At 67.2% G+C, this 24,021-nt stretch carries 25 protein-coding genes and 1 tRNA gene; 12 read left to right on the forward strand and 14 right to left on the reverse strand.

The features are described 5' to 3' along the window. Positions 1–166: 166 nt before the first annotated feature. Positions 167–742: a 5-formyltetrahydrofolate cyclo-ligase gene (locus tag G6N59_RS20730; RefSeq protein ID WP_138228725.1), complete on the reverse strand. Its 576-nt coding sequence runs from the start codon at positions 740–742 to the stop codon at positions 167–169. Between the two features lie 135 nt (positions 743–877). On the opposite strand from G6N59_RS20730, the gene G6N59_RS20735 reads away from it, so the two are divergent. From G6N59_RS20735 to G6N59_RS20755, 5 genes are all read left to right on the forward strand, one after another. Beyond that, on the forward strand, positions 878–1,792 hold the full coding sequence (locus G6N59_RS20735) for a UTP--glucose-1-phosphate uridylyltransferase (RefSeq protein ID WP_163911547.1): 915 nt from the start codon (positions 878–880) through the stop codon (positions 1,790–1,792). An 86-nt stretch (positions 1,793–1,878) separates the two neighbouring features. Further along, entirely contained in the window at positions 1,879–3,117 is a 1,239-nt protein-coding gene (glp, locus tag G6N59_RS20740) for a molybdotransferase-like divisome protein Glp (RefSeq protein ID WP_138228726.1), read from the forward strand. Between the two features lie 3 nt (positions 3,118–3,120). Then, complete coding sequence (locus G6N59_RS20745) at positions 3,121–3,774, forward strand: GNAT family N-acetyltransferase (protein ID WP_138228727.1); 654 nt, start codon at positions 3,121–3,123, stop codon at positions 3,772–3,774. 182 nt (positions 3,775–3,956) lie between these two features. Then, positions 3,957–5,189 (forward strand): divisome protein SepX/GlpR, encoded by a 1,233-nt coding sequence (sepX, locus tag G6N59_RS20750; protein WP_163911551.1) that lies wholly within the window; start codon positions 3,957–3,959, stop codon positions 5,187–5,189. Positions 5,190–5,239: 50 nt separating this feature from the next. Continuing rightward, a tRNA-Ala gene (locus G6N59_RS20755) sits at positions 5,240–5,312 on the forward strand. Positions 5,313–5,327: 15 nt separating this feature from the next. Here the strand turns inward: G6N59_RS20755 and G6N59_RS20760 are convergent. Next, positions 5,328–5,897 carry a TetR/AcrR family transcriptional regulator gene (locus tag G6N59_RS20760; RefSeq protein ID WP_138228728.1) on the reverse strand — a complete coding sequence of 190 codons (570 nt, stop codon included), beginning with the start codon at positions 5,895–5,897 and terminating at the stop codon, positions 5,328–5,330. A gap of 194 nt (positions 5,898–6,091) precedes the next feature. Between G6N59_RS20760 and G6N59_RS20765 the strand changes: the two genes are divergently transcribed. Then, a complete protein-coding gene (locus G6N59_RS20765; protein ID WP_234884073.1) occupies positions 6,092–7,396 on the forward strand; it encodes a cytochrome P450 in 1,305 nt (434 codons plus the stop codon). Between the two features lie 50 nt (positions 7,397–7,446). Here G6N59_RS20765 and G6N59_RS20770 read toward each other — a convergent pair whose 3' ends face one another. From G6N59_RS20770 to G6N59_RS20795, 6 genes are all read right to left on the reverse strand, one after another. Then, positions 7,447–7,707 carry an SHOCT domain-containing protein gene (locus G6N59_RS20770; RefSeq protein WP_138228729.1) on the reverse strand — a complete coding sequence of 87 codons (261 nt, stop codon included), beginning with the start codon at positions 7,705–7,707 and terminating at the stop codon, positions 7,447–7,449. 144 nt (positions 7,708–7,851) lie between these two features. Next, complete coding sequence (locus G6N59_RS20775; RefSeq protein WP_138228730.1) at positions 7,852–9,108, reverse strand: MgtC/SapB family protein; 1,257 nt, start codon at positions 9,106–9,108, stop codon at positions 7,852–7,854. 14 nt (positions 9,109–9,122) lie between these two features. Beyond that, a complete protein-coding gene (locus tag G6N59_RS20780; RefSeq protein ID WP_138228731.1) occupies positions 9,123–9,920 on the reverse strand; it encodes an enoyl-CoA hydratase/isomerase family protein in 798 nt (265 codons plus the stop codon). A 37-nt stretch (positions 9,921–9,957) separates the two neighbouring features. Further along, positions 9,958–10,872, reverse strand: a complete 915-nt coding sequence (locus G6N59_RS20785; protein WP_138228732.1) for a lysophospholipid acyltransferase family protein — start codon at positions 10,870–10,872, stop codon at positions 9,958–9,960. Positions 10,873–10,928: 56 nt separating this feature from the next. After that, a complete protein-coding gene (locus tag G6N59_RS20790) occupies positions 10,929–11,162 on the reverse strand; it encodes a WhiB family transcriptional regulator (protein ID WP_138228733.1) in 234 nt (77 codons plus the stop codon). A gap of 125 nt (positions 11,163–11,287) precedes the next feature. Next, the gene (locus G6N59_RS20795) at positions 11,288–11,539 is read right to left on the reverse strand and encodes a type B 50S ribosomal protein L31 (RefSeq protein WP_138228734.1); all 252 of its coding nucleotides are present in this window, start codon (positions 11,537–11,539) and stop codon (positions 11,288–11,290) included. A gap of 161 nt (positions 11,540–11,700) precedes the next feature. Here G6N59_RS20795 and G6N59_RS20800 point away from each other — a divergent pair, with 161 nt between their 5' ends. From G6N59_RS20800 to G6N59_RS20810, 3 genes are all read left to right on the forward strand, one after another. Then, a complete protein-coding gene (locus tag G6N59_RS20800; RefSeq protein WP_138228735.1) occupies positions 11,701–13,086 on the forward strand; it encodes a glycoside hydrolase family 27 protein in 1,386 nt (461 codons plus the stop codon). Between the two features lie 127 nt (positions 13,087–13,213). Then, positions 13,214–14,212 carry an acetyltransferase Pat gene (locus G6N59_RS20805; RefSeq protein ID WP_138228736.1) on the forward strand — a complete coding sequence of 333 codons (999 nt, stop codon included), beginning with the start codon at positions 13,214–13,216 and terminating at the stop codon, positions 14,210–14,212. Further along, positions 14,212–15,048, forward strand: coding sequence for a shikimate 5-dehydrogenase (locus tag G6N59_RS20810; RefSeq protein ID WP_138228737.1), 837 nt, complete (start codon positions 14,212–14,214; stop codon positions 15,046–15,048). The genes G6N59_RS20805 and G6N59_RS20810 overlap by 1 nt, the downstream gene beginning before the upstream one ends. Positions 15,049–15,063: 15 nt before the next feature. Here G6N59_RS20810 and G6N59_RS20815 read toward each other — a convergent pair whose 3' ends face one another. After that, entirely contained in the window at positions 15,064–15,759 is a 696-nt protein-coding gene (locus G6N59_RS20815; protein WP_138228738.1) for an LpqN/LpqT family lipoprotein, read from the reverse strand. 148 nt (positions 15,760–15,907) lie between these two features. On the opposite strand from G6N59_RS20815, the gene G6N59_RS20820 reads away from it, so the two are divergent. Together G6N59_RS20820 and G6N59_RS20825 are read left to right on the forward strand one after the other, a co-directional pair. Beyond that, positions 15,908–16,582, forward strand: a complete 675-nt coding sequence (locus G6N59_RS20820; RefSeq protein ID WP_138228739.1) for a DUF5642 family protein — start codon at positions 15,908–15,910, stop codon at positions 16,580–16,582. 10 nt (positions 16,583–16,592) lie between these two features. Beyond that, positions 16,593–17,249: a DUF5642 family protein gene (locus tag G6N59_RS20825; protein ID WP_138228740.1), complete on the forward strand. Its 657-nt coding sequence runs from the start codon at positions 16,593–16,595 to the stop codon at positions 17,247–17,249. A 24-nt stretch (positions 17,250–17,273) separates the two neighbouring features. Here the strand turns inward: G6N59_RS20825 and G6N59_RS20830 are convergent, their stop codons facing one another. Further along, positions 17,274–17,912: an alpha-ketoglutarate-dependent dioxygenase AlkB gene (locus tag G6N59_RS20830; RefSeq protein ID WP_138228741.1), complete on the reverse strand. Its 639-nt coding sequence runs from the start codon at positions 17,910–17,912 to the stop codon at positions 17,274–17,276. 88 nt (positions 17,913–18,000) lie between these two features. Next, positions 18,001–19,539, reverse strand: coding sequence for a dolichyl-phosphate-mannose--protein mannosyltransferase (locus G6N59_RS20835; RefSeq protein WP_138228742.1), 1,539 nt, complete (start codon positions 19,537–19,539; stop codon positions 18,001–18,003). A gap of 24 nt (positions 19,540–19,563) precedes the next feature. Between G6N59_RS20835 and rsmI the strand changes: the two genes are divergently transcribed. Beyond that, positions 19,564–20,448, forward strand: coding sequence for a 16S rRNA (cytidine(1402)-2'-O)-methyltransferase (gene rsmI, locus G6N59_RS20840; protein WP_138228743.1), 885 nt, complete (start codon positions 19,564–19,566; stop codon positions 20,446–20,448). On the opposite strand, the gene G6N59_RS20845 is transcribed toward rsmI, so the two are convergent. The 3 genes from G6N59_RS20845 to G6N59_RS20855 all read right to left on the reverse strand — a co-directional run bounded on the left by G6N59_RS20845 (position 20,416) and on the right by G6N59_RS20855 (position 23,942). Further along, a complete protein-coding gene (locus tag G6N59_RS20845) occupies positions 20,416–21,603 on the reverse strand; it encodes an aminodeoxychorismate synthase component I (RefSeq protein WP_138228744.1) in 1,188 nt (395 codons plus the stop codon). The two genes, rsmI and G6N59_RS20845, sit on opposite strands and share 33 nt — an antisense overlap. Before the next feature lie 249 nt (positions 21,604–21,852). After that, positions 21,853–22,764, reverse strand: coding sequence for an RNA polymerase sigma-70 factor (locus G6N59_RS20850; RefSeq protein ID WP_138228745.1), 912 nt, complete (start codon positions 22,762–22,764; stop codon positions 21,853–21,855). After that, on the reverse strand, positions 22,761–23,942 hold the full coding sequence (locus tag G6N59_RS20855; protein WP_138228746.1) for an NAD(P)/FAD-dependent oxidoreductase: 1,182 nt from the start codon (positions 23,940–23,942) through the stop codon (positions 22,761–22,763). Before G6N59_RS20855 ends, G6N59_RS20850 begins: the two co-directional genes overlap by 4 nt. Positions 23,943–24,021: the final 79 nt, after the last annotated feature.

Below are 24,021 nucleotides of genomic sequence, written 5' to 3' on the forward strand. Positions count from 1 at the left end.
CCTGGTGGCAGGGCCAATTACCTCCGGGATGACGGCGGGACACATAGCATTGTGCGCATGACTGGCAACATCACCAAGGGCGGCTGCGACAACCCGGACTGCACCTGTGAAAACTGCAACTGCGGATCAGGATGTACCTGCGGCAAGGACTGACCTCCCGCTCTTCCTAGATACCCAGCTTGACCAGCCCTGACGTCGGAGTCAGCGCATGCGTCATCGGGACGTCGTGCGGCTCGGTGGGCAGCGCCGGCAAGAGGTCGTCGTCGTACACCACTGCTACGAGCGACGCGTCCGGCGCGGCCAGCGGCAGCGAGCGATCGTAGAAACCCGCTCCGCGGCCGAGTCGGACTCCGGCGCGGTCGACGCCGAGGGCGGGGACCAGAATCACCCGTGCCTGCCCAATCGCGTCGGGTGGCAGATGCGGTGTGTCCGGTTCGAGCAACCCGAACTGCGCTTCCGTGAGGTGTCCGGATCGGTACCGGCCCCAGCTCAGCGGGGCGTCGCGACGGGTCACCGGCAAGAACACCTTGGCGCCCGCTTCGGTCAGGGCGTCCAGCATCGCGGGCGAACCCGGCTCGGTGCCGATCGGCATATAGGCGCACACCACGTCGCCGGAGACCACCAACTCCGGTATCCGGCGTGCCAGGGCATCGGCGTCCGCCTGCCTCTGCTCAGGCGTCAGGGCGCGGCGTCTGCGCAGGATGGCTTTGCGCAGCTCGTCCTTTCCGACCTCGAGGCTCATGCTTACCACCGTGTCATATTTGCTCCCGCGGTGTTGTACACCTGTCCAGGTAACAGTCACTTTGACGTTGCCGCCGACCGTGGCAAGGCGAACCTAGGTAGGGCAGATCGAGGCAATGCCGTTATCGTGTGAACAATGACGACACAGACTTCAGTGCCGATGCCGCGCACCGCGGTGGTCCCGGCGGCTGGTCTGGGCACGCGTTTTCTGCCTGCCACCAAGACCGTCCCCAAGGAGTTGCTGCCGGTCGTCGACACCCCCGGCATCGAGCTGGTTGCTGCCGAAGCGGCTGACGCGGGTGGCGAGCGACTGGTGATCGTGACCTCGGAGGGCAAGGACGGCGTCGTCGCGCACTTCGTCGAGGACCTCATCCTCGAAGGAACGCTCGAGGCGCGCGGCAAGCATGTGATGCTCGAGAAGGTGCGGCGCGCGCCCGCGTTGATCAAGGTGGAGTCGGTCGTGCAGGCCGAACCGCTCGGCCTGGGACACGCCGTCAGTTGCGTCGAGCCGGTGCTGTTGCCCGACGAAGACGCCATCGCGGTCTTGCTGCCCGACGACCTGGTGCTGCCGGCCGGCGTGCTGGTGACCATGGCGAAAGTGCGGGCCAAGCGTGGCGGCAGCGTGCTGTGCGCCATCGAGGTGCCACCGGACGAGATCAGCGCTTACGGCGTGTTCGACGTCGAGACGGTGCCCGATGCGGCCAATCCGAATGTGTTGCGCGTCAAGGGCATGGTGGAAAAGCCCAAGGCCGAGGATGCCCCGTCGCCGTACGCCGCGGCCGGCCGCTACATCTTGGACCGCGCGATCTTCGACGCACTGCGGCGCGTGCAGAAGGGTGTCGGCGGCGAGATCCAGCTGACCGACGCCATCGCGCTGCTCATCGAGGAAGGACACCCCGTCCACGTGGTCGTGCACCGCGGGTCCCGACACGACCTGGGAAATCCCGGCGGCTACCTTAAAGCTGCGGTTGACTTTGCGTTGGAACGCGACGACTACGGCCCGGAATTGCGGCGTTGGTTGGTCGAGCGATTGGGTCTTGCCGAGCGCTGAGCGCCTGACACCGGCGGTTCGGTTGGCCCTGACATGCGCGAGCATGTGGTCAGCCACGGTGTATGAGGTATGCAGAAAGGCGAGCTGTGCGTTCGGTTGAGGAACAGCAGGCCCGGGTTGCGGCTGCGGCGGTGGCACCGCGGCCGGTGCGGGTAGCGATTGCCGAAGCGCAAGGTCTGATGTGCGCCGAAGAGGTGGTCACCGAACGGCCGCTGCCCGGATTCGATCAGGCCGCCATCGACGGCTATGCCGTGCGCAGCGTCGACGTGATGGGCGCGGACTCCGGTGGCGACAGTGACGTCACCCTGCCCGTCGTCTCGACCATCGCCGCTGGTGAACGCACGCCCACCCGCTTGCAGCCGCGTCAGGCCGCGCGGGTCCAGACCGGTGCGCCCATGCCCACTCTCGCCGATGCCGTGCTGCCGCTGCGCTGGACCGACGGCGGCGAATCGCGGGTACGGGTCCTGCGTGGTGTGCGGTCCGGCGCCTATGTGCGTCGTACCGGGGATGACGTGCAGCCCGGCGACGTCGCGGTGCGTGCCGGCACCATCATCGGGCCGGCCCAAGTGGGACTGCTGGCGGCGGTGGGCCGCGAACGCGTGTTGGTCCACCCGCGGCCGCGGCTGACGATCATTTCCGTCGGCGGTGAGCTGGTCGACATCTCGCGGACGCCCGGCAACGGCCAGGTCTACGACGTCAACTCCTATGCGCTCGCCGCCGCCGGCCGTGACGCCGGCGCCGAGGTGAACCGGGTCGGCATCGTCGACGCCGACCCCAAGACCCTGCGCGACGTGGTCGAAGGACAGTTGAATCGGTCGGAGATCGTCGTGATCGCCGGCGCCGTCGGTGGCGCGGCGGCCGAAGGCGTGCGCGCGGTGCTCGCCGAGCTGGGGGAGATGGAGGTCGCCCGGATCGCGATGCACCCCGGATCGGTGCAGGGTTTCGGGCAGCTCGGGCGCGACGGTGTGCCGGTCTTCCTGCTGCCGGCCAACCCGGTGAGTGCCCTCGTGGTTTTCGAGGTGATGGTGCGTCCGCTGATCCGGATGTCGCTGGGCAAGCGGCAGCCGATGCGGCGCGTGGTGTCGGCGCGCACGTTATCCCCCATCTCATCGGTGGTGGGGCGCAAGGGATTTCTGCGTGGCCAGTTGATGCGCGACCAGGACACCGGCGAGTATCTGGTGCAGGCGCTGGGCGGTGCCCCCGGCGCGTCGCACCTGCTGGCCACCCTTGCCGAGGCGAACTGCCTGGTGATCGTGCCCACGGAGGCCGAGCAGATTCGTACGGGCGAATCGGTCGACGTGGCCTTCCTCGCGCAGCGCGGCTGATTCGTGAACTTGCTGCGTTCGAGTGCGATGCATCCGGGCTGGCCGTTGTCGGTCGGCCCGATCCGCGTGCGTGCCGGGGTGGTGCGGTTGCGGCCGGTGCGGTTGCGCGACGGCCCGGTGTGGAGCCGGATGCGGCTGACCGACCGGGCGCACCTGGAGCCCTGGGAGCCGGTCGGTGAGGTGGATTGGACTGCGCGCCATGCGGTTTCGTCGTGGCCGGCGCTGTGTTCGGGTCTGCGGTCGGAGGCCAGGCGTGGCCGCATGCTGCCCTATGTCATCGAGTTGGACGGCGAGTTCTGCGGGCAGTTGACCATCGGCAACGTGACGCACGGAGCGCTGCGGTCGGCGTGGATCGGCTATTGGGTGGCGCGCCAGTTCACCGGCGGCGGGATCGCGACGGCTGCGCTGGCGCTCGGCGTCGACCACGCCTTCGGTCCGGTCGGACTACACCGGATCGAGGCGACCGTCCGCCCGGAAAACGGTCCGAGCCGGTCGGTGTTGGGGCGGGTGGGCTTCCGGGAGGAGGGCCTGCTGCGGCGTTACCTCGAAGTCGACGGTGCCTGGCGGGACCATCTGCTGGTGGCGATGACCGTGGAAGAGATGGCCCAGTCCGCGTCATCGGCGCTGGTCAGGGATGGTCGAGCCACCTGGGTCTGAGCAATTCGGGTATGCGGCGCCGGGAAATGTGCGCAAATCGCAAATAAGACTGTGTTGCAGATGTGACATCTGTGACTGATGTGCTTGTAAGTAACGAATTACAGGTGTGTAATTGACCCTGGCGCGTCGGCTTCGGATGCGCTGGTCACAGACCTAATCTGATGGGGAAAGGAGCCGGCGACATGCCAAGCATCCCCCAATCCCTACTGTGGATATCCCTCGTCGTGTTGTGGTTGTTCGTGCTGGTGCCGATGTTGATCAGCAAGCGCGAGAACGTCCGCCGGACGAGCGATGTCGCATTGGCGACCCGTGTGCTCAACACGCAGGGCAACAGCCGGTTGCGACGGCGCAGTGGGCCCGCCACCGGCCACCACAGCGATCCGCACTGGAAACAGGACGAGGACTTCACCGCGTTCGAAGAAGACTTCGCGCGCGGCGACGCGACCACCGACTCGATCCCGGTCGCCGACCCAGAGGCTGATTCGCCGCGTTCGGTGGTGCTGGCCGATCAGGTGGTCGTCGAAGAATCGGAGTATCTCGACGTCGAGGTCGTCGAGATGGACTCCGGTGCGCTGCCGATCGGCGCCTCCGGGCGGATGAAAGCCGTTCCGGAGCCTGAAAACCAGGAACAGCCAACACTTTTCGATGACGTCGCCACGCCGACCATGGCGATCCGGACCGTCTCCGAGGCGGACTTCGAGCCCGAGGAAGCGCTCACCGACGAGATGGCCGCGGCGGACGCCGACGAGCCCGAAGCCGGGCCCGAAACCGAGGCCGAGCCGACCACCGACGTCCACGAGGCCGTCGCGGCTGACGAGGCCGTCGAGGAACAGTCCGAACCTGAAGTTGAAGCCGAGGCCGCGGAAGGGACTCAGGCGGAAGCCGAGGACGGCACCGAACACGACTACGAGTACGTCGACGACACCTCGGGTGTCGAGGCGGTGGCGGACGACGAGCCGAAGCTGGCCGACTCGATGTCGACGGCGCGACGCAGTCGCTACGAGTCGAAGGCTGCCGTCGCGGCCGCCGAGCGCAAATACCGCTTCCGCAGCCGCATGCTCTCCGGTATGGCCGTGGCCATCCTGGTCACCGGCGTTGTGGCCTTCTCGCTGGCGTCGAGCATGTGGTGGTGGTTCTGTGGCATGGTCAGCGCGGCTTCCGTGCTGTACCTGGCCTACCTGCGTCGTCAGACTCGGATCGAAGAGCAGCTGCGGCGCCGGCGTGCCCAGCGGATGATGCGGTCCCGGCATGGCGTGGAGAACACCCAGGACGAGGAATTCGACGTCGTCCCTTCTCGCTTGCGGCGTCCGGGCGCCGCAGTGCTGGACATCGATGACGAGGATCCGATCTTCGAACACCTGGAATACACCCGGATGTCCAGGGACTATGACCTGCCCCGGGCGTCTGGTCAGTAGCTGATTTTCGGGTTGCAGACCAGTGCTGGTAGCCTTTGCTTCCGGTACAAGGGGCTATAGCGCAGTTGGTAGCGCGTCTCGTTCGCATCGAGAAGGTCAGGGGTTCGATTCCCCTTAGCTCCACAGAGATTGAGCAGTTCAGGCTGATGGGGATTCGCCCAGGCCCAACATCGCAGACGGGCCGGCGAACCGCGTCACGAGTTCGTATTCGGCGCTTTTGTCCTTGAGCGGCCAGTACCACAGCGCCAACGTGACGCGGATCAGCCAGTGTGCGGCCAGCGGGTCGTGGCGTCCGAGCATTTCCTCGGCGAACGTGGCGACCAGCGGTGAGGTGGTCACCGTTCCGCCGTCGTGATTGGGGCGGATGTCGCCCATGATCAACTTGCCCAGCGGTTCGGCACGCATGCAGTCCAGCGCGACCATGATGGCGGTCACGACGCGCTCCGTGCCCTCCAGGCCCGCGACGGCACGTCGAATGGAGCTGAGGATTTGGTCGGCGAAGAGCGATACGAGCCGCTCCAGAATTGCGGCTCTGCCGCCGGCCCGGCGGTAAACAGTAGCCGGGGAACAGTGCAGTTCGGCGGCGACCGCCTCGATGCTGAACGCTTCGAACCCATTGCGGGACACGAGTTCTGAGGCTGCCGACAGGATGCGGTCGAGGGCTTCGGCATTGCGGTCCGCGCCGAGTACCCAGTCACGTCGAGGCATATCGCGCGGACCTCCTACGAGATAGAAGCGAAATTCGTTCTATCACCTTGAGACGTTTTCGGATCTTTTTCTCACACATATCGCCTGGTTGGAATGGGATCGTGCTCGGCAACCACCCGCAGATCCATAGCTGCGGGTTTCAACTTTGGTGCGATGCGTTGACGGTGCCGACGGTACGGCCGGACGCTGATGAGGTGTCCACCACGACCATCGCTCAGGCATCGCGCGGCGGCGCCTCGGTGTTGTCCCCACTGATCGCCGCCGGCCGACTGAATGTATCCGCAGCTGTGCGTGCCCGCCGTCTGGGATATCGCGCCTGGATCGGCGCGATCAACACCGACTACGACCCGTTGGATCCGGGCACTGCCGCTTCCCCCTATGACGCGTACGCCGCGCTGCATCGGGGCGGCCGGGTGCACTACAGCCCCCGGCGGTCCACGTGGATTCTGCACCGGCTCGACGATGTCCGGGCCGCCTTGCGGGACACCGCTGAAGTCACGAGCAGCCAAGGGGTGACCCGGATTCAGATGGTTGCCGACCTCGTCGTGTTGACCGACGACGATCTGCACGGCCGCCTACGCAAGCAGGTGCAACCCGCGTTCACGAAAGGGGCGCTCGATGGTTGGCGCGCCGTGATCGACGGGCTCGCCGCGGAGTTCGTCGACGACCTCATCGCCAACCCCGGTGCCGATGCCGTGCAGCGACTGACGGTCCCACTGCCGCTGCGGGTCATTGCGGCGATCATCGGCGTCCCCGATCGCGATATTGCCGACTTTCGCCGCTGGTCAGACGAGAGCACCCGACTGATCAACTTCACGCCAACCGTGCCGGGCCTGATCGGCACCGCGAAATCCATGCGCGCAGCGATAGCGTTGCGCCGCTATTTCTTACGACATCTGAAGGCCGGAGAACTCAAGGGCTCCGAAACCGTTCTCGGGCGACTGGTTCAACACAGCGCTGACGGCGCTCTGACCGATGAGGCGCTGTTCCAGATCGCCATTCTGCTCCTGATTGCCGGCAACGAAACCACCACAAACCTTCTCGGCGGCATGCTCGACACGTACGCGAACAATCCGGACCAATACGAGATCATCCGGGCGAATCCGGACCTCATCCCGCAGGCCATCGAAGAGCACGTCCGGTACACCAGTCCTGTTCAGAATCTCTACCGCTACACCCGCGCGCCATACCGGGTCGGAGAGGTCACGATCCCGACCGGTTCCCGCGTTCTGTTGTCGTTCGGGGCCGCGAACCGTGACCCGCTGGCCTTCGATGATCCCAACTCTTTTCGCGCGGAGCGCAATCCGCGTACCCACGTCGGATTCGGCTTCGGCGCGCACCTCTGCCTGGGCGCGCCGTTGGCACGGATGGAGGCACACGCGGTGCTCCGCGAACTTGTCACTCGCGTCTCACGAATATCGACGACCGAGCAGACGATGTGGTCCACCAACAGCTCGCTGCGCGGACCCACCCGCCTACCGGTTGTCCTGCACGCCTGACAAGTGGGGGTGTCTCCCGCCTCGGGCGAACCTACTGAGCCCTACGGCATTCATGTAGGTGTGTGCTCGCTCAGTACCGCCAGCTTCTCGCGGTACTCCGCCTCGGTGATGTCGCCCTGCGCGAATCGCACGGCGAGCACCTGTAGTGCGTCGGATTCGGTGGGGGCGGGGATTCGGTTCCTTTGATCGCCACCGGCGACGCGGATCAGCGCGACGATGCCGCCGAGCACCAGCGCCCAGAAGAGGAACATGCCGATGGCCATCCCGGCGTAGCCCCATCCACCCATGTTGTGGCCGTACCAGAACATCATGATGTGTCGCTCCTTCCACCGCTGCGACTATCGTCCGGCCTGCGGCTGGCCTCCCGCTGGTGCCGAAGGGACAGAGGCGATGGGACTTTCGGCACAAGCAGTCGGTAGTGGGCGTCGGCCGCAACCCGAGTCGTCGACGCGTTGTCAGGCTGAGGTCACCGTCAGGGCCAGGACGACTCCGAAGACCACGGCCGGCGGCGCCATGCCGGCGAGGAACCGCAGCCCGAACCGGCGACCGCCGGCGGTGAATGCCAGCACCGTTTTGACGATCAAGTTCGAGCCGAGCGCGGCTGCCACTGCGATCAGCGCGGTCTCGACGGTGATAGCACCCTTGGCGGCGAGGCTGGCGGCGGCGACCGCACCCGCGTGCGCATCGGCGAGGCCCGCGGCGAAGGCGGCGAGCACGGTGCCCTCGGTGCCGAGCACGTCCGCGCCCCACCGTCCGACCAGCAGAGCCAGGGTCAGCACGGCGGCCAGGATGAGCGCCGGCCGCAGGGCGAACGGTCGAGTAGTGGGCGCTGCTTCGGTGTTTTCGCTTGGGGCAGCGGCGTTCTCGGAGGGTCGGCCGACTCCCCGATAGACGAGGGCGGCAAGACCGACCAGCACTACGGCACCGGCGGCTACGGGCGGCCATAGTCGGCGCAGTACTTCGGTGTCGACCACGCCGATCACGATGAGGAGCTGCACGAAGGTGGCCAAGCTGGCCAGCAGGGCGCTGGCCAGGGGCGCCCGCAAGCTCGCCGTAGTTCGGCTGAGTCGGCCCATGGACGCCGTTGTTGCGCTCGCAGAGACGAACCCGCCGGCGATGCCGGTGATGAGAACGCCCCGTTCTGGCCCGAGAGCCCGCACACCGATGTACCCCACCCAACCGATACCGGTGAGCAGTACAACGAGGAGCCAGATCTTCTCCGGGTTGAGAACGCCGTACGGACCGAGCCCGCGGTCCGGTAGCAGGGGCAGGATCACGAAGGCGACGACGAGAAACTTGATCGCGTCTTCCAGTTCGACCTCGGTGACGATGTCGCGGGCGAAACGGTGGATGCGGGTTTTCGACACGAGCAGACCGGCTACCACGACGGCGAGGGCCACTGCCAGTGCTGGTCGGGAATAGGCCAGGGCACCAAGGAGATACGCGACGAGTGCGGCTGTCGCTGTCGTGGTTCCAGGGTCTTCCCGACTGGTTCGGAAGTACGCGAGCGCGACCAGCGCGCCGACGCCGAGGAATACCGCGACGACGGTCCACTGGCCGAAACCTGCTGCGACCGCCCCGGCCAGCGACAGCAGGGCAAACGAGCGCGACCCGGCAGGCAGTTTGCGCGCATGACTACGTTCGCGCTCCAGGCCGAGCAGCAGTCCGATGGCAAGTGCTACGAAGAAGGGCTGCACCTGCTGCCAGGTCATATCGGCTCCCGCGGCTAGCGCGCGGACGGGAACTGGGGCCTGCGCTTCTCCCGCAGCGCGGTGTATCCCTCGACCACATCAGGCCCGAGGAACGTCAACATCTCGTAGGCCGCGGACTGATCGAAGATGGGACCGGCATGGCGAAGCCAGTTGTTGAGCGCACGTTTGGTCAGCCGGATCGCCTGCTGGGCGCCCGTGGCGAGCTCGTCGGCAACCCGGAGTGCTTCGTCCAGAACCTGTTCGCGGGGAAGGGCCTTGGCAACCATGCCGATCCGCTCGGCCTCGACACCGTCGATCATCTCGCCCGTCATGAGGTAGTACTTGGCCTTCGCTGTCCCGGCCAGTAACGGCCAGATGATCGCGGCGTGATCGCCCGCGGCCACGCCGAGTTTGACGTGGCCGTCGCCGATCTTGGCGTCCTCGGCGATGATGGCGACATCGGCCAGCAATGCGGCCACGGCTCCGGCGCCGACCGCGACGCCATTGATCGCGGACACGATCGGTTTGTCGCAGTTGATCATGTTGTAGACCAGGTCACTCATCTCGCTGAGCATGTGCGAGACGCGGTCATAGTCACCGGCCATGCGCTCGACCATGGCCAGATCTCCGCCGGCGCTGAATGCCTTTCCCGCACCGGTGATCACGGCCACCCGGGTTTCCGGATCGGCCGCGACGTCCTTCCAGATGTTGGCCAGCTCGGCGTGCATGCCCTCGTCGGCGGCGTTGTACTTCTCGGGCCGGTTGAGGGTGATCAGCAGGACGCCGTTGTCACGGCGAGTCAAGGTCAGCTGCTGATAGTCGGTGAATGCCACCTGACGAAGCCTACGGCGGCCGGCGACCGGCCGTGATTCAGACCGCTCGACTGACGGTTTCGGGCGGTTGGGCTGCCCGGGACCAGGCCAGCGGATTCAGACTCCGATACGGATCACCGGACCTGATCTCCTGCAAGTCGGTCAGGATGTGTTCCAGCGCTTGCTGAGTCGTCGACTTGACCGTCTCCACCCATCGGGCGTGGTCGGTCGTGCCGTTTGGTGCGGTCGTGCTGATCGGCTCGCCGAACTCGAGGTACATGCGCCGCGGGCGGGGAATCAGCGTCGGCCCGATGCCGCGCACCAGGGGCATCGCCATGTCGGTACGTCCACCGAGCCGCTCGCCGATGGACTGGCTCAGCCGGCCCAGCGTGCTGTCGCGTTCGAAGAGGGGTTCGTAGACGTCGTCACTGCCGACCAAGCCGACCGGCACGATCGGATATCCGCTTTCGATGGCCACGCGGGCGAAACCGTTTCGGCCTTCCCACTTCAGCTGGTACTCCTCGCCCTTGAATTTGGGCATCTCGCGTCCCCCGCCTGGAAAGACCAGCACGGTCTCGTTGTGCCGCATGAGTTCTCGCGCCGTGTCGGGGTGGCCGACCACGCCGCCGTACGCCGCGACAAGGTCGCCGCCGAAGCCCTTGGCCTGTGCCAGGCCCCGTTCTGCGAGTGGGCGCACCTGCACACCGAGTTCGCGACGGGTGTAATACGGCATCAGCAGTATCTCGGCGAAGCCGAACGCCGTGTGATTGCCGACCAGAAGGAAGCGGCCGTCGCGGGGCAGGCGGTCGAGGCCGGTCACGTAAGGCCGGTACAGTTCGATCACCGGTTCGAGCGCATCCCCCGTGGCGTCCAACACATTTCGTAGTGTTCGGACGCGCTGCGGCGGATCCATGATGGCGGCGATCTCGTCGTCGGTGACAGTCGGCCGGCCCTGTGGCGGTCCGAATCCCATCGTGGCTCCCGTCGGTGTTCTGGTGTTGTCCCCAAGGTACCGACAGATTTACTAGATCAGCTAATAAAAGCCTGTGAACTTCGCAACGCTGCGCGTTCCTTCGGCGTCGTCGCGCCCCAGATGCCGTACGGCTCGCCGGCTTCCATGGCGTGGCCGAGGCATTCGCGTAGTACCGGGCAATGGTGGCAGATCTGTTTGGCGTGTTCTTCGTGGGCGACCCGCCGGGCGCCGCGATCGTCGTCGCCGGTATAGAACATCTCGGCCGGTAGTCCGCGGCAGCGGGCATGCAACTGCCAGTCCCAGGCTGCGGTGGTGGCCGCGCCCCGAGTGTGGTAGCCGGGGCGCGGCCGGGGATGGGTAGTGCGAGAACGGGATGCGAATGTTTCTCGGGGGCAAGGGGATACCCGCGGCAAGATCATCGGCCGTACTTGCGGTTGAACTTCTCGACGCGACCGGCGGTGTCCATGATCTGCCGCTTGCCGGTCCACACCGGGTGTGAATCCGAGGTGACGTCGACGACGATCAGGGGGTAGGTGTGAATGCCGTCGGCGGTCTGCCATTCGATGGTTCGGGAGCTGGTGGCGGTGGATCGGGTGAGGAACGTGCGTCCGGTGGTGGCGTCCTGGAAGACCACGGGGTGGTAGTCGGGGTGGATGCCGGCCTTCATGGGAACCTCCGTCGGCTAGGTGAAAATGATTTTCATTAAGGTGTAGGCGACGATACCTGAACCATCTTGGCTTGTCGAAAATCATTACCGATAAGCGCCAGCTCCCTCCCAGTCGACGTCGCTAGTGTCGGTGCACCTGGCTCAAGACAGTGAGGACACCGATGAGGCGGTTCTGGTCTCTGGTCGCGGTGCTGCTGTGCGTGCTGGTGCTGAATACGGGTTGCTCGACGCAGCCGGAGCGGCCGTCGAACGGGCCTGCTCAACCGCGCATGCCACCCATGGGCTGGAATTCGTGGAATTCGGGCGTCGCACTCACCGCGGCCAACATCAAAGCCGTCATCGACGCCATGGTGTCGTCGGGCATGCGCGATGCCGGCTACCGCTACGTCAATCTCGATGCCGGTTGGGCCGCGCCGCGGCGCACCGCCGCCGGTGAATTGCAGGCGGACCCAATACGTTTCCCCGACGGCATGGCCGACCTGGCGAAGTATGCCCACGACCGTGGCATGCTGCTGGGCCTCTACGCCAGCCCGTTCAACGAGGGCTGCAGCGCTCAGCCGGCGCTGGCGGCCGCCGGCCATGAAACGCGGGATGCGAAAGACTACGCGGACTGGGGCATCGACATGCTCAAGTACGACTGGTGCCGCAATGAGGCCGACCATCAGCATCACGTGCAGGTGTTCACCGCCATGCGTGACGCGCTACGCGCCTCCGGTCGGCGCATCGTCTACAGCATCAATCCCAACAGCTCCGACGATCAGACGGCGGGCATCCGCTATGACTGGTCGGATATCGCCGACATGGCCCGTGCGACCAACGATCTGGTCCCGGTGTGGCACGACCAACTACCGCGGCTCGGCCCGCTTGACCCGTTCGCCGGGCATGTCTACCTCGGTGTGCCCGACGAATTCGCCGCAGCGGCAAAGGCGCTCGTTCCCAGCAAGCAAGGTTACTGGGTCGATGCCGACATGCTGGTCGCCGGCATCGGCTGGGACCAATGGGTCGCCGGCCATCTGAATTCGGTCCGGAACCAGCTCACCGTCGGGGCGCCGCCCGACGCGGTGCGGCAGTTCTCGGCGGCGGCCGATGACCAACTTCTGCACGCGGTGACCGACCATCAACCCAATCTGACCACCGACGAGCAGCGTGCCCACCTGTCGCTGTGGTCGATGCTGTCGGCGCCGCTGATCGCCGGCAACGACGTCCGTGCCATGAGCAAGGACACCCAAGAGCTCCTGACCAACCGGGATGTCATTGCCGTCGACCAGGATTCGCTGACCGCGCCCATGCATCCCCTGGCCATCGATCCGCGGGTACTGCTGAAGTGGCTGTCCGACGGCGCCATGGCGGTGGCGCTCGTCAACGGTTCTGACAAGCCGGTCACCATGGCGACAACCGCCGCGGCAGCGGGCCTACCGGCCGTCCACTGCTACACGGTCCGGGATACCTGGACCCACCAGGACCGCTCCAGCACCGGCGCGATCGACGGCGGAATCGTTCCACCGCATGCCGTTACGCTGCTGCGCGTCACTCCTCGGTGTCCTTGACGTCGGTGACCTCGGCCGGCCGGGCCACTGCCCAGCCGATGAATCCTCTGCGGACCGGCGGCGCCGGGCCGAACTGACCCGGCCGAGCACACTCCACGGTGCACCGTCCACCGGTAACGTTTGCAGCGTGCCGGAATCGACCACGGATGAACTGGCCTCGCTGGGGTTCTTCTCCAGTTGCCATCGGGAGGACCTCGACCGGCTCGCGCCGTTGCTGCGTCCACTGACGGCCGAACCCGGCAGGGTGCTGATGACGCAGGGTGAAATTGCGTCGTCGTTCATTCTGATCAGCGCCGGCAGTGTCCGGATGACGCACACCGGCTCGGACGGCGAGCTCGTCGTCCACACCATCGGCGCGGGCCTGATCGTCGGTGAGATCGCGCTGCTGCGGGGTGGCACCCGCAACGCCACGGTGGTGGTCACCGAACCGCTGGCGGGGTGGATCGGCGGGCATGACGCGCTGGCAGCCATGCTCGAGGTGCCCTGCATGGCCGAGCGGCTGGTGCGCACGGCGCGGCAACGGCTCGCGGAGTTCATCACGCCGCTTCCGGTGAAGCTGAGGGACGGCAGTCAGATGTACCTGCGGCCCGTCCTGCCAGGAGACAACCCGCGCGTGCGCCAGGGTCCCGTCCGTTTTTCGACCGAGACCATGTACCGCCGGTTCCAGACGGCTTACGAGCCCAGCCCGGCGCTGATGGCCTACCTGTTCGAGGTCGACTACGTGGACCATTTCGTCTGGGTGCTGACCGACGGTGTTGATGGACCCGACGGGCCCATGGTTGCTGACGCGAGATTCGTTCGGCTGCACGAGGATCCGACGGTCGCCGAGGTGGCTTTCATGGTCGGTGACGACTATCAGGGCCGGGGCATCGGGACTTTCCTGATGGATGCGCTGGTGCCCGCCGCCCGGGGCTCCGGCATCGAGCGATTCGCGGCGCGGGTGCTGTCCGACAACTTTCCGATGCGCAAGATACTCGAGCACTACGGTGCCACCTGGGAGCGCGACGACCGCAACATGATCGTCACCGAGTTCGACGTCCCGAAGCCCGGGCAATTGTCGTTGTCGCGCAGGAAGTATCGCGACATCTACACACTGGCGCAGCATGTGATCAAGGCGGTCGCCTGATGACGGAATCGCTGTATTCAAGGCGTCCGCTGCTGAACAAGGACACCGCGGCGTGTATCTCGCTGGCCGCCCGGCCCAGCAACATCGGTACGCGCTTTCACAACTACCTCTACAACGAGCTGGGCCTGGATTTCGTCTACAAGGCCTTCACCACGACGGACATCGTTGCCGCGATCGGCGGCGTCCGGGCCCTGGGTATCCGCGGCTGCTCGGTGTCCATGCCGTTCAAAGAGGACGTCATCGCGCTGGTCGATGAGCTGGAAGAGTCTGCGCGCGTGATCAATTCGGTCAACACCATCGTCAACGACGCGGGGCGGCTCACCGCCTGCAACACCGACTACCTGGCGATCGCCCGGCTCATCGACGAGCATGGCCTGGATCCCGCCGCGTCGTTGCTCATCCGCGGTAGCGGTGGAATGGCCAGCGCGGTGGCAGCGGCCTTCCGGGACAAGGGATTCAAGACGGGCACCATCGTGGCCCGCAACCCGGAGACCGGCAGCCGGCTGGCTGATCGCCTCGGGTACCGCTACGCCGCCGCCGCCGCAGCCGGCGCGGACGTCGTCGTCAATGTCACCCCGATCGGCATGGCCGGCGGCGCCGAAGCGGACGATCTGTCCTTCGGTCCCGATGTTATTGCCAAGGCACACACCGTGTTCGACGTCGTGGCGCTGCCGTCGGAGACTCCACTGGTGCGCACGGCTCGCGCGGCCGGGATTCCGGTCATCACCGGCGCCGAGGTGATCGCTCTGCAGGCTGCCGAACAGTTCGAGCGCTACACCGGGGTGCGGCCGACCGCCGAGCAGGTGGCCGCGGCGTCAGCGTTCTCCCGCGCCTGAATTGCGGTGCCTGGCTCAGGGGGCGGTGATGGTCAGCGACTTGTCGATCGCCGCCGTCGCGTCCATCAGCGGCCCGATCGTGTCCTTCGTGCCGCTGGCGTTGATCTGCAACACGATCACGCCGTCCTTGGTCGGGATGGCCGCCGTCTTCTGGGCCATCAGCCGATCTTTGCCGTCCTGGTTGTACATGCCGCCGACCTGACACGCCTTGAACCCGCCGAGCTTGGCTTCGCAGTTGGTGCCGGCGTCCTGCCAGTTGTGGAGGTTCTGCAGCTCACCGGGCGCGTACTGCAGCACCTCATCGGCATTGCCGCCCGGCAGCTTCGAGACGAGCACGATGATCGTCGGCGGGTCGGCCTTCATGGCCGGGTCGTCGAATTTGCTTGCGCTCCAAGCCCATTTCGGGGTCAGCGCGCCGGCGTCCACCCAGCCTTGGGGGAGCGGCATGTTCAGTGTCGGAGCCCCGGCGTCGCCGGGATGCAACTGCTGCTCGGTGATGTTCTTCTCGTGCAGGTAGTCCCGAATGGTCTTCTTCGGCGCCGCGGGCGCGGCGGGGCCCGAGGTCGGTGCCGCCGCGGCACTGGTGCTCGAGGCGCTGCTGGAAGCGGACGTCGACGACGACGCAGGTTTCGAGCCCGAGTTGCATGCACTCGTACCCAGCGCACCCACGGTCACGGCCAGCACAAGGCCGGCAACCTTCATCGGCAACATTTGCGTCTCCTGTCGTCGGATGCAGACTACGGGGCGGAGGTGGCCGGTGGCGCGAGCTTTCGTTCCTGCGGGGCATCGGCAAAACATGTTCCGGCGTGGCGTCGGACATTGTCCGGGGTCGGCGGGTTTGCCGTGCTATCAACAGCAAATGCGCGCACTCGCGTGGTCGACGGTGGTTCTGCTGTGCGCGGCGTGCGGATCGACCACCGAAGCCGAGAGGCCGACCACCACTGCGGCCGCGAAGCCGGCCGACCCCGCCGCGATCGGCCGGATGCGCCAACAGCTGCCCAAGGAGCTGCAGAGCTACGAGTTGGGTGCGTTGCCCGCGCCGGCTGCGCCGCCGACCTTCTGGGGCATGTCGTCCGAGTCGGCTGCGGACCCACCGGCCTGTGCAGCGTTGGTGGCGGCCCCTGCTGACGGTGTGCGCGGCTGGTCGGCGTCGGGGCCGGGCGGCATCGTGTACGTGACCGCGGCGCCAGGCGGCGCCCCCGCGCCCGAGCTCGTCGGCGACTGTCACACCTGGACATTGAGCACGAGCCGGGCCCAGGCGGCCATCGACGTCACCGACGCGCCCGGGATCGCCGACGCCCGAACGCTGGGCATGACGGCCCACATCACCACCAGCGTCGAGAACGGTGCGCAAACCCATTCGCAGGCAACGACTCTGGTCGCGTACGTCGACTCGGTGGCGGTTTCGATCACCATGGTGACCGATCCCGGGGCCGTCGCGCCGCCGCTGCCGGCGGACCTCCCTGCGACTTTGTTGGCGGCAGCTGTGCGGTCGGTGCGGGGCATCCCGGCCGCGGACGGGTTGGCCCGGTAGATTCGCCACAATGCGCAGAACGGTGCTCGTGGTGGCCTCCGCCGGTCTGGTGGCGGCATGCACGACTCACACCCAGGTGGTCGTTGACCCCGACATCACGAAAATCCTTGACCTGAAGAGTACTTTCGGGCCGGACTACCAGGTCAAGACGGTCGCGCCGACGGGCATCGACCCCCGCGCGTTCGCCCCGCAGACGTTGCCGCCCGGCCTGAAGTTCGAGCCACCGGAATGCGCGAAGTTCGCCTCCGGCATGGCCGTCTCCCCAGGTGCCAAGGGCAACATGACCGCTGTCACCGCCGAAGGGCAGGGCAACCGGTTCGTGATCCTGGCGGTCGAGACGTCCGAGCCCATCGCGCCGGCGGATCCGGGTGACGCCTGCAAGAAGGTCGCTTTCTCCGGTGCGGGCGTGCGGGGGTTGGTCGAAGAGGTGCCGGCCCCGGCCATCGACGGCGTGAAGACGCTGGGTACCCACCGCTTTCTCGAGACGGTGGCCGGTGGCAAGCCGGCCTCGGGTCAGCTCTACAACTATGTCGCCCGTTTCGGCAGGTTCCTGGTGATCGTCACGGCCAACTCGCTCGTCGAGCCGGATAAGCCCGTCGTGCCGGTGAATACGCAGCAGGCGACGGAGTTGCTGACCAAGTCGGTCACCGCGGTTCGCGGAACTTAGGCACTGCCATCCGGGTCGGAGTGATTACCGCACGTTGCGCGGCCGGAACTGAATGCTGATCCGCGGCCCCGTGGGGCGGGCGGTCTTCGGCACCGCGTGCTCCCAGGTGCGCTGGCAGGACCCGCCCATCACCAACAGGTCACCGTGGTCCTGTGGTAGCCGAATGCTGGTGCGCCGTCCGCCGGAGGCGGACCGTGACTCGCGACCGTCGGGCGTCGTCGCCCGCGGGCGCAGCGCGAAAACCCTTGTTGCTCCCAGACTGAGCACCGCGACCATGGTGTCCTCTGTGCTGCTGCGGCCGATGGTGTCGCCGTGCCAGGCGACGCTGTCCGCGCCGTCGCGGTACAGGCACAGGCCGACGCTGGTGAAGGGCTCGCCGAGTTCGCGGGCGTAGGCGTCGTTGAGCCGTACCCGCAGGCGCGCGAGACCGGGATGCGGTGCCCGCTCCTGGGTCAGGTCGTGGAAGCTGACCAGACGCGGTACGTCGAGCACCTTGTCGTACATCTGGCGCTGTTCGGCGCGCCAGGGAATTGCGGTCAGCAGCTCGTCGAAAAGGCTGTCGGCGCCCGTCAGCCAGCCGGCGCGGACGTCGACCCAGGCGCCGTCGTCGAGCCACCGCCGTTCGGCATGGTCGAACAGCGAACCCTGAACCGCCAAGGACACCCCGCGATCTTATCGCACAGGCGTTCGATGTGCCGGAAGCCCTTCGGCCGGCTCTGCGGCGGGTGTCGCTACTGGCACGTGTGCAGGCTCAACGCCAGGACGGCAGCACGATCTCCATGTTCCAGGTGGACGGCGAGATGGGCAGCCCCGTCAGGATCGGGTACATCCAGGCGAAGTTGGTGATCACCAGCGCCACGTAGAAGCACACGACCAGCAGCCCGAGCGTTCGTCGCTCCGGTTCCGTCGATCTGGGATACAGGATGTCGCCGAGGATCAGCGTGATCAGGATGATCAGGAACGGCGCCATGGGCGTCGCGTAGAAGAAGTACATCTGCCGGTCGATGTCGGCGAACCACGGCAGGTACCCAGCGGTGTAGCCGGTGAGCGCGGCGGCGTACCGCCAGTCGCGTTTGACGAACGTCCGCCACGCGGCCCAGGCCAGCACGGGTACCGCGATGAACCACATGGCCGGCGTCCCCGCCAGCATCACGGCCTTGACGCACGACTGCGCACCGCAGCCTGGCACGTTGGTGTTGTCGATGGCGTAGAGCACCGGCCGCAGCGACATCGGCCAGGTCCACGGCTTGGACTCCCACGGGTGATGGTTGCCCGCGGCGTTGGTCAGCCCGGAATGGAATCGGTAGACGTCGTGGGTGTAGTACCACAGTGAGCGCAGCGCGGCGAAGGGCCCGTCGCCGATGTTCCGGCCTTCCATGTGCCGGTCGATCGCGGTTTCCGACGCGAACCACGGCGCATACGACGCCAGATAGATCCCGACCGGGATGAGCGTCAGCGCCCACATCCCCGGCAGGACATCGCGCCGCAGCGTGCCCAGCCACGGCCGCTGTACGCGGTACGCACGCCGGGCCGAGATGTCGAAAGCGACGGTCATCAAGCCGAAGAACACCATGTAGTAGAGGCCTGACCATTTCACCGCCAGCGCGAGACCCAGCAGCACGCCGGCGCCGAACCGCCACCACCGCACGCCCAGGCGCGGACCCCACACGGTCTCCGCGATCCGGCCCTCGGTCATCGCGACGTGCATGCGAGCGCGCACCTGGTCGCGGTCGACGATGAGCGCGCCGAACGCCGCCACGACGAACACCGCTTGATAGACGTCCAGTAGCGCCGTGCGGGCCGAGACGAAGCTGACGCCGTCGGCGACGACCAGCAGTCCGGCGATGCCGCCCAGCAGCGTCGAGCGCGTCATGCGCCGCACGATCCGTGCCACGAGCAGCACCAGGATGACGCCACACACCGCACCGGAGAACCGCCAGCCGACGCCGTTGTAGCCGAAAATCCACTCGCCGATGGCCATCAGCTGTTTGGCGACCGGGGGATGCACCACCAGGCCGTAGCCGGGGTTGTCCTCGACGCCGTGGTTGTGCAGCACCTGCCAGGCCTGTGGCGCGTAGTGCTTCTCGTCGAAGATCGGGGTGCCCGCATCGGTCGGCGAGCCCAGGTTCAGGAACCGGGTGATCGCGGCCAGCGCGGTGATCACCGCGGTCATGGTCCAGCCGCGCAGCCGGTCGGTGGGGCCGAAATCGGCGGCGGGGGTCAGTGGCGCCGGACTGATCACAGGCACCTCGCGCTCGGCGTCGGAGGCGTCGAGCGCGGCGGCGGTCACGTCAGCGATCGTAGGCTGTCCGGTGTGACAACACCGTATGGCGCCGGTCGGCTGCTGCTCGCGGCCACTCCGCTGGGCCAGCCTGGCGACGCTTCGGCCCGCCTGATCGAGGCACTGGGCAGTGCCGACGTGATCGCCGCCGAGGACACCCGACGGGTGCGTGCCCTGGCTGCGTCGCTGGATGTCCGGCCCGTTGGGCGCGTGGTCAGCTTCTTCGACCAGAACGAAGCGGCGCGGGTGGCGGGACTGGTGGAGTCGATCGCCGCGGGGGAGACGGTGCTGGTGGTCAGCGACGCCGGCATGCCGCTGATCAGCGATCCCGGATACCGGTTGGTCGCGGCGTGCGCCGAGGCAGGGTTGCCGGTGTCGTGCCTGCCCGGCCCGTCGGCGGTGACGACGGCGCTGGCGGTGTCCGGGCTGGCGTCGGACCGGTTCTGCTTCGAAGGCTTCGCGCCGCGCAAGGGGCGCAGGGCCTGGCTGGCCGGATTCGCGACCGAGCGGCGGACGTGTGTGTTCTTCGAGTCACCGCGGCGGCTGGCCGAATGTCTCGCCGACGCAGTGTCGGCACTCGGTCCGGACCGGCGGGCTGTCGTGTGCCGTGAGCTGACCAAGACCCACGAGGAGATTCGTCGGGGCACACTCGCGGAATTGGCCGAGTGGGCCGCCGACGGCGTGCTCGGCGAGATCACCGTGGTGCTGGCGGGAGCGACGCCGGTGGCTGATCTGGACACGTTGGTGGGGCTGGTGGAGGAACTCGTGGACGACGGCGAGCGCGTCAAAGACGCGTGTGCGCAGGTGATCGCCGAGAACCCTGGCGCCCCGTCCCGGCGCGAGCTTTACGACGCGGTCCTCAAATCCCGCGCACTCGCGATGTCGTCAGGGGCCGACGATGGCGGCGGCCTTGTGTAGGCATTCATCCCACTCGCGGTCGGGGTCGGAGTCAGCGGTGATGCCGCCGCCCACACCCAGCACCGCGGCGCCGTCGGCGTCGAATTCCACCGTCCGGATCGCGACGTTCAATTCGGTGCCGGCCAGTGGTGATGCCAAACCGACGGTGCCGCAATAGATTCCACGGTCGTAGGGTTCCCACTCGGCGAGGAGTTCGCGGGCGCGGCACTTCGGGGTGCCGGTGACCGACGCCGGCGGGAAGGTGGCGTCCAGTACGGCTGCCATCGGGGTCGCGGCCGGAACCTCTGCGGCCACCGTCGACACCAGGTGCCAGACGCCGGGGGCGGGTTTGACCGCCAGGAGTTCCGGGACCCGGACCGACCCGGTGGTCGCGACGCGGCTCAGATCATTGCGAACCAGGTCGACGATCATGATGTTCTCGGCGACGTCCTTGACCGAGGACGCCAGGTCTGACGGTGAATGATCAAGGGGCAGAGTGCCTTTGATGGGACTCGAGGTGACAACCTCGCCGCGACGGCTGAGAAAGAGTTCCGGGGACAGTGACGCCACCGCGCCCCACTCGCCCGCGACGAACGCGGCCCGGGCGGGTGCGGTCCGCGTCACCGCGTCGACGAAAAAGTCAATGGGTGCACCGGAAATCCGCCCGGTGAAGCGGGTGCAGACGCAGGCCTGGTACACCTCGCCGGCGGCGATCGCTTCCAGACAGGACAGCACGCCGGCGCGGTGACTGGCGCGGTCCGGCGGACGCCATTCGATGGCGTACGGGGCGGGCTGGGCCGGCTGCAGCGCGGCGATCCAATCAGGAACCGCTGCCCCGGAAAGGCTTTCGTACCACCACCGTCCGGCCACGTCCTGCCGCAGCACGCAATCGGACCAGCCGCCGGCCGCCTTCGGTATCCGGCCTCCGCCGTCCGGGTAAGACAGGTACCCGAACCAACCGCCGCCGATCACGTCGCCGGAACCCGTTGGTGCGTCGAATACTTCGGCGGCGGCGACCGGTTCGATGGCCACACTCGGCGCGATGACGGCCGTCGCGCCGAACCAGTCACCCAGCAGTGCGGCCGGCGGCGGCAATCCGCGCAGAGCGGCAGCGTCGGCGACAGCCTTCAAGACGCCCGGGGCGTCGCCCAGGTCGGCCAACCGCTCGACTCGCACGCCCCACAGCTTCGCCTATGACCTCGAGCAGACGCAAAACTGTCGATTCTTCGGGCTGCCGTTGATCGTGCGTCTACGCAGGCGTCTACTCGACCCTTGTCTGCCTGGGCGCACGATCAACTTGAGGCTGTCGTTGACTGTGCGCCTCGGCTGAGGTCTCCTCGCAGTTTGTCTGCGTGGACGCAATGTCAACGCACACAGGCTGATACTTGTCAATCGCCCAGCTGATCGAGTGCGCCGATTGTCGATTCAGCGCCGGATCTCCCGCTCGACCAGCACACCACCGAGCTTGTCGGGGTTGCGCATGGCGTAGAAGTGGCTGATCTTGCCGTCCTCGATCTCGATCAGGATGACGCCCTCGAGCTTCTCGCCGAGGTACAGCACCAGCGCCGGCGCATTGTTGTACGTGGCGAGGTCGAAGCGGGCCTCCGGGTATTCCGCGGCGCCGCGCATGAGCCCCAGGAGCAGTCGCCCGACCTTGTCCGGGCCGTACACCGGCCGGCGGGCGGCGCTGACCTTGCCGTCACTGTCCGCGGTCCAGGTGACATTGGGGGCCAGGAGCGTCATCAGGCCGTCCAGGTCTCCGGTCGCGGCCGCCGTGAGGAACTGGGTCGTCACCTCGGCGGACTTGGCGGTGTCGGGCGTGAAGCGCTTGCGCCGGGCCTGCACGTGTTCACGAGCGCGGTGCGCCACCTGCCGGACTGCGGCGGTGGATTTGCCTACGGCGCCGGCGATTTCGTCGTAGTCGAAGCCGAAGACCTCCCGCAGCACGAACACGGCCCGTTCGTCGGGGCCCAGGGTTTCGAGGACCACGAGCATCGCCATCGAAACCGATTCGGCGAGTACGACATCCGACGAGGCGTCCCGCTCGTCGAGCAGCAGTGGTTCGGGCAACCACGGGCCGACGTACTCCTCGCGGCGCCGTGCCCCCGCCCGCAACGTGTTCAGAGCCTGCCGGGTGACCAACTGCGCGAGATAGGACTTGGTGTCCCGCACCGTGTCGAGATCGATCTCGGCCCACCGCAGGTAGCTGTCCTGCAGCACGTCGTCGGATTCCGTTGCGGAGCCCAGGATTTCGTAGGCGATGGTGAAGAGGAGCGGCCGCAGGCGGGTGAACCGCTCGGCGTGTTCACCCCCTGCAGTGCTGGCCGAGCCCGTCATGCGGTGACGGCCTCGGCGAGACGTTCGGCCCGCTTGCCGCCCTTCATCACGAACACCGCGCTGGGCTTGCGGGCAGTCCGCCGGATGCCCCACAGCGTGCCCTTGCAGATCGCTTCCTTCAGCTTCGCCCCGACCCGACCGCCGATGTAGTAATTCGTGGCGGAGTCGTCCTTCCGGGCGATCTGGATGGTCGCCGTGTGGCGACCCACGCTGATGCACGATCCGGCGAACACGGGGTCGAGGGCCTTGGGCTCGGTGCCGGCGATCCGGCTCAGGACGGTCCCCACTGCCGTCACGGTGAGTGGGCTGGAGGCCTGGCAGCTCATCCGCAGTGGCTGACCCGACGGCGCCGCGGCGTCACCGGTCGCGACGATGCGCGGATCATCGATGCTGGTCAGGGTTTCGTCGGTGAGCAGCCGGCCCAGGTCGTCGGTGCGCAGCCCGCTGGCGGTCGCCAGTTCCGGGGTGCCGAAGCCGGCGGTCCACACCGTCACGGCGCTGCTGATGAAACGCCCGTCGGCCAGGGTCACCCGGTTGGCGCTGACGGCGCTGACGTCGCCCTCGACGACCGTCACGCCCAGCTTGGCCAGGGCCTTGGCCACCGAGCGGCGTGCCGGGGCACTCAGCGACGGTCCGAGCTTGTTGCCGACCAGCACGACGTTGCGACCGGCCTCGGCGAATTCGGCAGCCGCCTCGATACCGGTCAGGCCGGCGCCGATGACCACCAATGGCGCGGATTGCGGCACGTCCTGCAGCCGGGCAGCCAGCCGCTCGGCCTGCTCGAATTCGGCCAGGGGATAGGCGAATTCGGCGGCCCCGGGCACCGATGCCGGCACCGTTCCGGTGCTGCCGACGGCGTAGATGAGGTAGTCGTAGTCCAGCGTGTCGCCGGACGCCAGTTCGACGGTGCGGGCCGCGGCGTCGATGCGGGTGGCGGTGTCGACCACCAGACGCACCCCGTCGCCGAGGAGCGTGTCGTAGCCGACGGTGGCGTCGTAGTTTCCGGCCGCGTGCTGGTGCAGGCGGATGCGTTCGACGAACTTGGGCCGCGGATTGACGAGAGTGACGTCTACCGGGCAGCCGCTGTCGTCGCGCATCCGGACATGATTGGCCGCCAGGGCGCCGGCGTATCCGCCACCGATGACGACGACACGGTTGGGCTTCTGGTTTCCGGTCATCACTGCATCTCCTTCGGGGTTGGTTATGCCCTCAAGACACCAGCGGCGCCCGGAATGTGACAGCCGCGCCATCGATGTG

This window comes from Mycolicibacterium aubagnense, from assembly GCF_010730955.1.
GTDB lineage: Bacteria > Actinomycetota > Actinomycetes > Mycobacteriales > Mycobacteriaceae > Mycobacterium > Mycobacterium aubagnense.